This window comes from Caldicellulosiruptor kronotskyensis 2002, assembly GCF_000166775.1.
In the GTDB taxonomy this organism is placed as follows: Bacteria; Bacillota; Thermoanaerobacteria; order Caldicellulosiruptorales; family Caldicellulosiruptoraceae; genus Caldicellulosiruptor; species Caldicellulosiruptor kronotskyensis.
In genome coordinates this window covers 2497449-2509156 of record NC_014720.1, presented here as the reverse complement: position 1 = coordinate 2509156, position 11708 = coordinate 2497449, and the positions used below count along the sequence as shown (strand labels likewise).

Annotated in this window: 7 protein-coding genes and 1 pseudogene; 7 read left to right on the top strand and 1 reads right to left on the bottom strand. The window is 34.6% G+C overall.

The features are described 5' to 3' along the window. Nucleotides 1–30: 30 nt before the first annotated feature. The 7 genes from CALKRO_RS11595 to CALKRO_RS11565 all read left to right on the top strand — a co-directional run bounded on the left by CALKRO_RS11595 (nt 31) and on the right by CALKRO_RS11565 (nt 10276). A complete protein-coding gene (locus CALKRO_RS11595) occupies nt 31–1272 on the top strand; it encodes a homocysteine S-methyltransferase family protein (RefSeq protein WP_013431192.1) in 1242 nt (413 codons plus the stop codon). A gap of 23 nt (nt 1273–1295) precedes the next feature. Beyond that, nucleotides 1296–3113, top strand: a complete 1818-nt coding sequence (locus CALKRO_RS11590; RefSeq protein WP_013431191.1) for a bifunctional homocysteine S-methyltransferase/methylenetetrahydrofolate reductase — start codon at nt 1296–1298, stop codon at nt 3111–3113. A gap of 709 nt (nt 3114–3822) precedes the next feature. Then, the gene (locus CALKRO_RS11585; protein ID WP_013431190.1) at nt 3823–6027 is read left to right on the top strand and encodes a peptidase domain-containing ABC transporter; all 2205 of its coding nucleotides are present in this window, start codon (nt 3823–3825) and stop codon (nt 6025–6027) included. After that, the gene (locus CALKRO_RS11580; protein ID WP_013431189.1) at nt 6024–7424 is read left to right on the top strand and encodes an HlyD family efflux transporter periplasmic adaptor subunit; all 1401 of its coding nucleotides are present in this window, start codon (nt 6024–6026) and stop codon (nt 7422–7424) included. Before CALKRO_RS11585 ends, CALKRO_RS11580 begins: the two co-directional genes overlap by 4 nt. Before the next feature lie 88 nt (nt 7425–7512). Further along, a complete protein-coding gene (locus CALKRO_RS11575; protein ID WP_013431188.1) occupies nt 7513–7731 on the top strand; it encodes a class IIb bacteriocin, lactobin A/cerein 7B family in 219 nt (72 codons plus the stop codon). 111 nt (nt 7732–7842) lie between these two features. Beyond that, a complete protein-coding gene (locus CALKRO_RS11570; protein ID WP_014042404.1) occupies nt 7843–9036 on the top strand; it encodes an ABC transporter permease subunit in 1194 nt (397 codons plus the stop codon). A 328-nt stretch (nt 9037–9364) separates the two neighbouring features. Further along, a complete protein-coding gene (locus tag CALKRO_RS11565; RefSeq protein ID WP_013431186.1) occupies nt 9365–10276 on the top strand; it encodes an ABC transporter ATP-binding protein in 912 nt (303 codons plus the stop codon). 64 nt (nt 10277–10340) lie between these two features. Here the strand turns inward: CALKRO_RS11565 and CALKRO_RS11560 are convergent. Beyond that, nucleotides 10341–11580, bottom strand: a pseudogene (locus CALKRO_RS11560) (IS256 family transposase). Between the last annotated feature and the right edge of the window lie 128 nt (nt 11581–11708).

Here is an 11708-nt window from a genome sequence, read left to right as displayed (position 1 = left end):
TTTTTTTAAAATCTAAAAGAGAGGATGGTATTGGCATTGCTAAAAGATGAGCTTTACAGAAGGGTATTGATTTTTGATGGGGCGATGGGCACTCAGCTTATTCAAAATGGCTTGACAGAAGATGAATGTCCTGATTTGTGGTCGGTAACACGGCAGGATGTAGTTTCGTCTATTCACAGGCAGTACTTTGAAGCTGGGTCTGACTGTGTTGAGACAAACACCTTTGGTGCAAACAGAGAAAAGCTCAAGAAATATGGACTTGAAAATGAGGTTGAGAATATAAACAAATGTGCGGTCAAACTTGCAAAAGAGGTTGCAAAAGAGTATAACGGGTATGTTGGGCTCTCTGTTGGACCAACAGGCAGGCTTTTTATTCCCTCAGGTGATCTTAGCTTTGATGAGGCAGAAAGTATATTTTACGAACAGATTCTAAGCGGAATTGAGGCAGGAGCTGACTTTGTTTCAATCGAAACCATGTCTGATATAAAAGAAGCAAAGGCTGCATTTTATGCTTTTAAAAAGGCAAAAGAAGATCTTAACATAGATATACCCTGTTTGGTATCTCTTACGTTTGAGCAAAACAAAAGGCTTTTGATGGGAACTCCTCCTGAGGTTGCAGCTTACTATTTTAGTTCAATTGGCTGTGACATTGTTGGTGCTAACTGTTCTGGTGGTGCGATACAGCTTTTAGAAATTATAAAGCAGATGCAGGTTTTTTCATTTGTTCCGCTTTCAGTAAAGCCAAACGCAGGGTTGCCCAAGGTAATTGATGGCAAGACTGTATATGAAAGCTGCATACCTGAGTTTGTAAATTTGGCAGATGAGTTTGTTGAAAATGGAGTCAGACTCTATGGTGGGTGCTGTGGCACAAACCCTGAGTATATCAGGTCAATATCTAAGGTTTTAAAAGGAAAAGAGGTTTCATTTGAGAGTAGCACACAGAAGAAGTTTATAACATCAATTTATTCCTTGCTTGATATTTCTCAAAAATTTAGTGTTTATGAATTCAAACTCACAAATGATTTCTTAAGCGAAGCTGTCTTTGAACTTGCAGGGCTTGAAGAGGATGTGATATTTGTTGATATTGATGAGAATATAGAGCCTGAGCTTTTAAAAGAATTTTTAATAGAATCTCAGGACTTTTCTAAAAAACCTTATATTTTTAATATAGAGACAAAGTCTCATGTAGATGTTATTGAAAGGTATTACTTTGGTGTATATGGGGCAGTATCAAGCATACACGGCAAAAGCGCGGTCAATGTGCAGATATAAGTATATGATGAGGAGGGCGCAAATTGAAAAAAAACTTTAGAGAATTTTTAAAAGAGCAGGCTATTGTAATTTTTGACGGTGCAATGGGTACACAGCTTCTTTTGAGAGGATTTTCGGTTGATTTTCCACTTGAGTGGGCAAATGTAGCAAATCCTGAGCTTGTAAAGCAAATTCATACAGACTATATTTTAGCAGGTGCAACTTGTGTTGAAACTAACACCTTTGGGGCAAATGAGTGCAAGCTCAAGGTTTTTGGGTTTGAAAACGAGGTTGAGAGGATAAACAGAAGTGCTGTCAGGATTGCAAAAGAAGTAGCAGAGAATAAAGTTTATGTCATAGGCAGTGTTGGACCCCTTGGAAAACCAGTTGGCAATGGCTTTGAGATAGATGATAAAAAAGCAAAAGATGTATATAAAAGACAGCTTTATTTTCTTTTGGACGAAGGGGTTGATGCGATAATATTTGAGACAGCTGCATCAACACATGAGGTTCAAATCGCAATTGAAGCTTTGAAGGAACTAAATGATGAAATTCCATATATAATTCAGTTTTCTTTTACCAAAGAGCTGAGCACAGTATATGGGGAAGATATTTACAGGGTTATAGAATTTTTGAAATACACAGATGCAGATGTTGTAGGACTTAACTGTGGCAATGGACCGCAAAAAACTTTAGAGGCATTGAAAATATTCTCACAGCATTTGAAAGGTCCATTTTCTGTCCAGCCGAATGCGGGATACCCTCAGCTTATTCAAGGACGACCTGTTTTTTCAACATCGGCGAATTATTTTGCATCGTTTGTTCCTGAATATCTCAAACTTGGCGCAAAGATTGTTGGAGGATGCTGTGGAACAGGTCCTGAACATATAAAGGCTGTCAAAGAAAAGATAAAAGAGGTTTCACCTTCCTTAGAGATTGAAGTGGTTGAAAGAAAAGAAGAACAGAAAGCAGTTTTAAAAGACACCCCATCTGAACTTTCTCAAAAACTTGGTAAGAAATTTATCTTTACTGTTGAGATAAGTCCTCCGAAAGGAATTGAGCTTGAAAAGACAAAAGAGGGTGTGAAGCTTTTAAAAGAGGCTGGGGCAGATACAGTAAACATTGCAGATTCTCCAATGGCAAGGGTCAGAATCTCTCCAATTGCTCTTGCTCATATACTCAAAGAAGAACTGGGTATGGAGTCAATACTGCACTTTACATGCAGGGATAGAAACCTTATTTCTCTTCAGTCAGAGCTTCTGGGTGCAGCAGCGCTTGGGGTTAAAAATGTGTTGGCGCTCACAGGTGACCCGCCATCAATTGGTGACCATCCACAGGCAAAACCTGTTTTTGATGTTAACTCTGAAGGTCTTGTTTTGATTTTAAGCAGGCTAAATAACGGTACAGATTACATGGGCAATCCAATTGGTAAGGCGACAAACTTTACAATAGGCGTTGCGCTAAATCTTAATGCAGATGATTTGGGGAAAGAGATAGAAAAGCTCAAGCACAAGATTGAAAATGGGGCGCACTTTATAGAAACACAGCCAATTTACGAACCGGAAACCTTAGAGAAATTTTTTGAAAAGGTTGATTTTAAACTCCCACCAATTTTAGGCGGAATTTTGCCGCTAAGGTCACCACGCCACGCCGAGTTTTTGCACAATGAGGTGCCAGGAATCACAATACCTGACAAAATCCGTGAGAGAATGCGCAGTTCCAAGGAACCTGCAAAAGAGGGCGTAGAGATTGCCTGTGAGATAGTTGAGAAAATAAAACACATGGTAAGCGGCATTTACATAATGCCACCTTTCGAAAAATATGAGATGGCTGTTGAGATAATTAGGAATTTTAAAATTTAGCTATTTTAGGTTTTTCTGTAAGGCTGTTTTGTAAGCATATTTAAATGAATTTGCATACAAGCAGCCTTTTCAATTTTTTTAAGGATTAAATTTTTAACAAAAATTTAGATAGTAATTTTTAAGAATTAAAAGCAATTTAAATAAAAATTAACAGTTTATTGAATATAACTGATTAACAGAAAAGAAAATAGATGGATATACAAAAGCTATCCTCTGTGAGGTAAAATTAAAGCAAGAGAAAACAAAAACGCATCACAAAAGAGTATGTCATTGACTAATCTTATTGAAACTCAAAATAAAAAATTTTCAAAAGTTTTTATGACAATTGAGAAGGTAATAAAACTCTAAGATTAAAGATAAAAAGTAATAAAAGAAGAGGACTAAAGAAGTTTAAATTTAGCCATATATGTCTTGTTTTATTTATAAAGTCATAGTAAGATAAACAATTTTCAAACTTATTATTTTAAAAACTCAAGAAAATTTAAGAAAATTTAAGCTATTTAAAGAAAAGTATATTCTGAGCTCAAAATTTAGTTGAAAATGGGCTAAAAAAAAAAAAAAAAACGAGATTGACAGAGTGAAAATGTATAAGATAAAATTTGCATAGAAATTCCAAGAAGAAGTTTACAGGAAAAATAGCTTGAGTACAAAATAGCCTAAATAAGAGAATAGAGAAGCAAACATACCAAAAATCAAGTGGGATGGAGAGATGAGAAGGAGATACTATTGTGTAAAGCAGCATGATATAACCGATTGTGCAGCAGCGAGCTTAGCAACAGTTTGCTTGCAATATGGAAAAGAAGTATCGATAGCCAGAATAAGGCAGATGGCAGGAACAGACAGGTTTGGCACCACAGCATATGGAGTTGTAAAAGCGGCAAAAGAGCTTGGATTTGATGCAAAAGCAGTCAGAGCAGAAACTAAGGAGGCAATATTTGAAAAAATACCTCTTCCGTGTATAGCGCATGTGTTAATAGATGGCAAGCTGTTTCATTATGTTGTAATACATGAGATAAGAAAAGAAAGGATAGTGATAGCGGACCCGGCCAAAGGAATAGTTAAGCTAAATCCAGAAGAGTTTTTTAAAATATGGACAGGCATTTTGATACTTCTTGTACCAAATGAGAGATTCAAGAAAGGAAAACAAGAGGGAGTTTTGAAAAAGTTTTTTGAGCTATTAAGTCCGCAGAAGGGCTTGATATTGAATATTTTTGCAGTGTCAATTGTATATACGTTGCTTGGGATAGGGGCAGCGTTTTATTACAAGTTTTTGATGGATGATGTAATACCGAATCTTTTGAACAATACTCTTCATGTTATAGCAGCAGGTGCGATATTGATTACGATATTTAAGGTGATATTAGGAGCATTCAGGGTAAGACTTTTGATACATTTGAGTCAGAGATTGGACATTAAACTGATGCTGGGGTATTATGAACATGTGATTGAGCTTCCGATGAGTTTTTTTGGTAGCAGAAAGATAGGAGAGATAATTTCGAGGTTTATGGATGCGTCAAAGATAAGGGATGCAGTATCAGGTGCAACGCTGACGCTAATGATAGACAGCATAATGGCAGTGGTAGGCGCAAGTGTTTTGTATCTGCAAAATTCAACGCTGTTTTTTATAGCCCTTGTGATGGTTTTGCTATATGCAGCGGTGGTGTTTGGATTTAACAGGGCATTGAGGGAAGCGAACAGACAGGAGATGGAAGACAATGCAATTTTGACATCATATTTGGTAGAGTCACTAAGTGGAATAGAAGTAGTAAAAGCATTCAATATAGAAGAAGATGTAAATTTTAAGACAGAAAGTAAGTTTGTAAAGCTTTTAAAAGATGTGTTCAAGGTAGCGAATCTAAACAATTTGCAGAGTAATATAAGTACTGGTATAGCAGCGGTAGGTGTTATGGTAATACTATGGGTAGGAGCACACAAGGTAATAAATGGGCAGATGAGCATAGGAGAGTTGTTTACGTTCAATGCACTGCTTGCATACTTTGTAGACCCGATAAAGAACTTGATAGGATTGCAGCCGATGTTGCAGACAGCAATAGTTGCAGCCGAGAGGCTTAGTGAAATTTTGGAACTTGAGAGTGAGTTTAAAGAGGACGAAGACAAGAAGTTAGCTCCAAGTTTGAAAGGTGATATAGAGATAGAAGGTTTGAACTTCAGATACGGTACAAGACAGCTTGTGCTAAGAGATATAAATCTTAAGATAAGAAGTGGAGAGAGAATAGCGATAGTAGGGGAGAGTGGTTCAGGGAAGACTACATTGGCAAAACTGCTTTTAGGATTTTATGATTATGAAAGCGGTGAGATAAGGATAAATGGATACAATTTAAAAGATATAAACAAGAGGCATTTGAGGGAAAAGATAGCATATATATCTCAAGACATCTTCTTGTTCAGTGGTACGATATTTGAGAATCTGGTGCTTGGAAACAGGGATTTAAAAATGGAAGAAGTAATTGAAGTGAGCAAATTAACAACGCTGGACGAATTTGTAGCAAAACTTCCCTTGAGATACAATACCATGATAGAAGAGAATGGAGCTAATTTGTCGGGCGGGCAGAAACAGCTAATAGCAATAACCAGGGCACTTTTAAAAAATCCTGAGATAGTAATAATGGATGAAGCGACCAGCAACCTTGACTCTGTAACCGAGCAGGCGATAGGGAAGGTTATAGAGAAGGTATGTGAGGGGATAACAACCATAATAATAGCGCACAGGCTATCGACCATATTAAAGTGCGATAAGGTTGTGGTAATGCATGAAGGTAGGATAGTAGAGGTAGGAACGCATGAGGAGCTGATGAGAAAGAAAGGATATTATTATAACCTGTGGAGAGAGCAGCTTGAAGGACTTGAGCAAAAAGGGCTATTGGATTTTGTTGGGAGTGCAGCTGGAAGATGAGAGAGGTAATATATGATTTTGGAGAGCTTAGGGAAAGTAAGCTTTTGTACGAGTCAGAGATTCCAAGGTATGGACTTTTTATTACATACATTTTGCTTGCCTTAATAATAGGACTTGTTTTGTGGAGTATTGCAGGGAAAATTGATATAAATGTGAAGGTTCAAGGAATAATAAGACCTTGGGAAGATGAAGCAAAGGTGATAAGTTATGTTGGAGGGAAGGTAAAAGAGGTTTTTGTAAAAGAAGGTGAATATGTAAAGAAAGGTGAGGTTCTATTTAAAATTGATGATGAGGAGTATGTAAAGAAGAGGGATTTGTTAAGACAGCAATTGGGCGAATATGAGAAAAAGATTGATGATTTGAAAGAATTGAGAAATAGCATAGAAAAAGGAGAAAGTCTCAGGAATAAAAATAATGCATACTATTTGAGGTACTTGAGCTATAGTTATGAGGTAAACGAATTAAGAAAAGCTGCAGAAGAAGCAAGAGTACAAAGAGAATACAGTATAATGGATTTTAAAAAGCAGACGGAGAGTTTGGATGAGAAAATCAAAAATATTGATAAATTTGAAAGCACGTTGAAAGAAATAAAAGAGATTGTCGACAAAGGTGAACAAATTAAGCTTGCCAAATATGATATAGGGTATTTGGGATTTATGTTAAATGAAATAGAAGTTTACAATCAGCAGGTGAAGGCAAAATTGGATGGTAGTGATATACAGAAGAAGATTTTAGTATCGAAAATAGATTCAAAGCTTGATGAGCTAAAGCAGACAAAAAATGAGTTGATTTTACAAAAACAGAAAGTAGAAGGGCAGCTGAAGCTGCTAAACATTTCAGGTGATGATACAAAAGGAGATATTGAGAAGTATAAGCTGGATGTGCTACAGCAGATTGATAATGAGATTAATAATCTAAGTAATGAAATAAAGAATTTAAAAATCAGTTTAGATGAAACAGAGAAGTTGATAGAAAGCTGTAATATAAGAGCGGAAAAAGATGGTTATGTTGAATACAGTGCTGAATTGGTCAGTGGAGCGGTGATAAATGGTGGAGCTGAGATTGGCAGAATAGTTGGCAGCCAAGCGAAAGGATTTAAGGTTATTGGATACATACCAAACACAAAAGGCAGTGGTATAGAAAGAGGGCAAAGTGTAAAAGTGAAATTGGCAGGAACAGATGGCTTGAATGTAGTAGAAGGACAAGTTGTTAAGGTATCGCGGGATATAAAGGTAGTAACTCAAAATGGGCAAGGGTTTTATGAGGTTGAAGTAGAAGTGAAGAATGTTCCAACGGGTATTAATTTGAAAGCAGGGCAAGCCTGTGAGATGAGCATAGTGGTTGAGCAAAAGCGAGTGATTGAATGGGTTTTAGAAAAGATGGGATTGAGGTTATGAGGTGAGGCAACAACCCTTCTATCAGCCGGCTGTGAGGGGTTGGAGTATAGTAAAAATAAAATCATATAAAGAGGAGGTTTGAGGTGTTATGAATGAGGTTGCTTTGAAAGGCTTTTTAGTACTAAATGAAAAAGAGATGTGTAAGGTGGAAGGTGGAGTAGGTCCAGTTGCAATGTTTGCAATACGAGTTGGTGCGTCAATTGTGGGAGGTGCAATCATTCGTGCAATAGACGGTGCAATAGAAGGAGCAACAGGCAAAGATATAAAGACACATGCGAGAGACTTTGTTCGTAGCCTGCTTGATTAAACTGTTTACAATTCAAGTACAACAGCATTTGCTGTTGTACTTGAATCTTATATAAAGTATTTTGCATCCAATTTTTAAAGAACTTAAAATATCTTGAAAGGATGTGTACCAGTGAATAAACTTAAATTATTATCAAAGTTGTTGAAGTTAGAGATTAAAAAGATGTTAGATAACAAAACGTTTTTATATTTAATAGTAGCAATGGCTATATGTTATATTTTGGCAATTATATTTACTCTTTGGGGATTAAAACTTACTGGGGGAGCTAATTTAAGAGAAACAATAAAAGCAAAAGAAGAAACTTTAAAAAGTGAAAAGAAGTATTTACAATGGTTAAAAAATAAGAAAAGGTCACAAAAAGAAGTTTTATATCAGGTAGAAAAGATTAAAGAAATAGAAAGAGAAATTAATCAATTAAGATTGTTGTCAAGTAATAATGATTTGAAAACTCAAATGGAAGAAAGAATAAAAATGATGGAAAATGCACTTAAACAGGCGAAAATTACCAGAGAAAGGTTTAAAATGGAAGCAGAAATACACTATTTAAGAAAACTATATGAGAAAAAAATTTATGTATGGGACAAACAAATGTTGTACTCAAAAAATGGCTTATTTACGGCATCTATGGCAAATGAAGTTTTTATTAGATTTTTACTTCCAGTTTTTATTGTGTTTGCACTTTTGAAAAGTACTCAAATAAACGAAGTAAAAAATAAGACAATAAGAAATATGATGCTTCTTCCTTGCAGCAGAATGAAATTATGGATGGCACAGTTTTTATCAAATTCATTTGTTATAGTTTCGACTTATGTTATTGTAAACATTCTTGTCACTGCCATCTTGTTTTTTAGTTTAGAAAACAAAAGAATAGATATTCCTGTAAGGATATATAAATGGCAAATTATAGCAAAAGATGTAATAATTGATCCTTCAAAAATTGAATTTATGCCGATAATTCAACAATATATAAGTACTTTAATAATTACCGTTGTTACATTATGTATGCTTGTTTCAATTAATATGTTTGTAAATGTACTATTTTGGAATGAAAATTTGTCTTTCATATTTATAAGTGCTCTTTTATTTATTCCTAAGATTATATGGACAAATATAACAAACAAGAGCTATTTTCTTTTAAATCCTTATTCTCTTTACGTAAGTACAGAGATTGCAAACCTAGAAATTTCGGGAGTTTATAATATACCAATTAACAGTAGCATGATTTATTTGGGTCTTATTGTGTTGTGGACAACTTTATTTCTGCTTGTAGGTGGATTAATTTTTGAGCGAAGAAAAGTATATTGAGGAATTAGATACTTTCTAATATACAATTTAAATAAGTATTTTATTGCAATATAAAATGAAATTAAATAAACCCTAAAAATTGTTATTAACAAACTCAAACAATTTTCACTCAATTAAAAATAAAGGAATATTATGGAAATTATAATTCTGCAGAGGAGAGTTTTTTGGTTTTGTTTTTGGACATTGAAAATTTGTTATCAAAACATATTATTTGTTTCCTATGCTCTAATTTACTAAAAATAAAGCTAACCTAACTTTCATTGTTGTATGAAATGGTTGAATGAAGCATTTGCAAAAATAACCTTGTAAAAAAGGGAGGATTACAAAATTGAAAAAAGTTTTAGAAGTATACAATATTGAAGTAAAATTAGGGAAACAAACTATATTGAAAACTGTTAGCTTTGATATAGAAGAGGGGAAAATAGTAGGGCTTGTTGGACCAAATGGAGCTGGAAAAAGTACCACAATGAAGACAATTGTAGGTTTCATATTTCCTGAAAGGGGGAAGGTTTTAATAAATGGTTATGATGTTTACAGGGAAAAGGAAAAAGCGTTGGCAGGAGTAGATGCTTTAATCGAAAATCCAGCTTTTTACGAGAATATTAGTGGATTTGACAATTTAAAGTTATGGAAAGATTTTAAGAAAGTAACGAGAGAACAAATAATTGAAAATGCAATGATGTGTGGACTTACTTCAGAGCAGTTGAAAAAAAAAGTAAAGAAGTATTCAACTGGGTTGAAGCAACGGCTTGCTCTAACGAAGGTCTTATTGGGTAATCCAAAATTTGTAATCTTAGATGAACCCACTAATGGATTAGATCCGACAGGGAAGATAGAGTTCAAGGAAATAATAAAGAAAGTAAAGAAAGAAAAAGGCACAACTTTTCTTATTTCATCCCATTTATTGGACGAATTAGAGGATTTATGCGATAAGTTTGTTTTTATTAATAACGGAAAAATTATAAAAGAATTAGAAAAAAGTGATATTATGCAATCGCAAAAATACACAATTATTTTTAAAAGTAAAAAAGAAGAAGTTTTAAATGTTCTTGATGAGTTGCATATAAAGTATTACAGCATAGGGGGAAACGAAGTGGAAATTGAGTTAGATGGGGCAGATATAACCGAGATAAATAGCTATTTAATGTCAAAGAATATTAGAGTAGAAGAAATCAAAAGAAAGAAGAAAGATTTAGAGGAAGTTTATAGAGAAATTTTTATTGACAATATAGGTTGTTGAATAAAAGAAATAAACGTATAGAGTAGATGTAGTAATAAATGAAAAAATTCTTCTTGGAAACTTTTCAAGAATTTTGTGTTTCCAATTTATAACGTAAGTTGTAAAGTTGGGCTATGTTATTGATGCATTTTCTAACACTGAAAAGCTCCATTTTTCCATTTTGTACGGCGTAACTTCTCTTCTTGTTAAGTAAATATTAATTTCTAAGACTATGAAAGCCATGAAAGTATCCACCTGAATTTACTTCTAGTCTTTTCAATCATGCTGTTTACACTTTCAACGGCGTTTGTGGTATAAATATGCTTCCTTAATTCCTCAGGGTATTTCATATGGGCAAGATAAAACTCTGCTTTTTCTGATATTGCAGCAATAAAATCGAGGATATTTTGAAAGGTATCCATCGCAAAGTTCTTTAAATTTCAGTACAGCTTCGTCAAAATCAGAAGAAGAGATTTTGATTTTGTCCAAACTCTTGTTAAAAGCTGAAGCATCATCTTTTGTCATATGTTTTCTGACATTACGCTCAAGGTGGACAAAAGCAAGCTAAAGGTCAGCAAGAGGATAAGCAAGTTTGACAGCATCTATAATACCAGGGAAATCATCACTTATGACAATTAAAACTTCTTTAAGACCTCTTGTAAATCGTCAAAAACTTTCATCCAATCAGCCTTATTTTCTTTGCCGAAGAAAGGGCAGAATATCAAAGATATCTTTTTTGCCTTTCTTGAGTCGATACCGAGGCTGGCATTGCAAGTAGCATGTTTGCTTTTAGAATTATCCTTAACTTCACTTTTGAATAACCGTCGATGATGAGAGCAAAAGCACTTGTTGGTAGTTCTCTTTTTTAGAAACTAAAACTCATTTTTAAGGTCTTCTTTGATTTTTAGTATTTCATTTTCGGAATATGGAAGATTCAAAGCTTTCAAAGTCTGGAGAAGGGAACGCTCAAGAATAACCATTGACGTAGTTGCGACATAAGAAGGGAAGTAGTTGAACTATCAACTCTTTTGTAGCGGAAAGAAGAGGATAGAAGGTCGGAAATTACCAGTACGTGTGCGAGGGACTGAGATTTCAAGACGTTAGGCAGGTGTTGCAAGTTTTACTTCAATAAAAACCATTGCCTTTGTCATTGTCATTTTTAGCAAGGTAGACTGCTCTTTCCGATAACATAAAGCAATCGAGCAAGTTTTCTAAGAGTTGCTTTAAAGCTGGGCGGTTAGGATCATCTTTGGAGCAATACATATTTAATACTTGCTTCTTGAGCCATGTTTTTAGCAGGCTCAATAAATTTCGTTTTTATTCATTCTCAATGACCCCCTTTGATGATTATTTCAATACTAATTATACAGTGGACACAATTTTATTTTAACTCCCGATATGAGTCTCTTATTGGCTTTCGTGTTGTTTTAAGATGTCAAAACAATTTAGCATT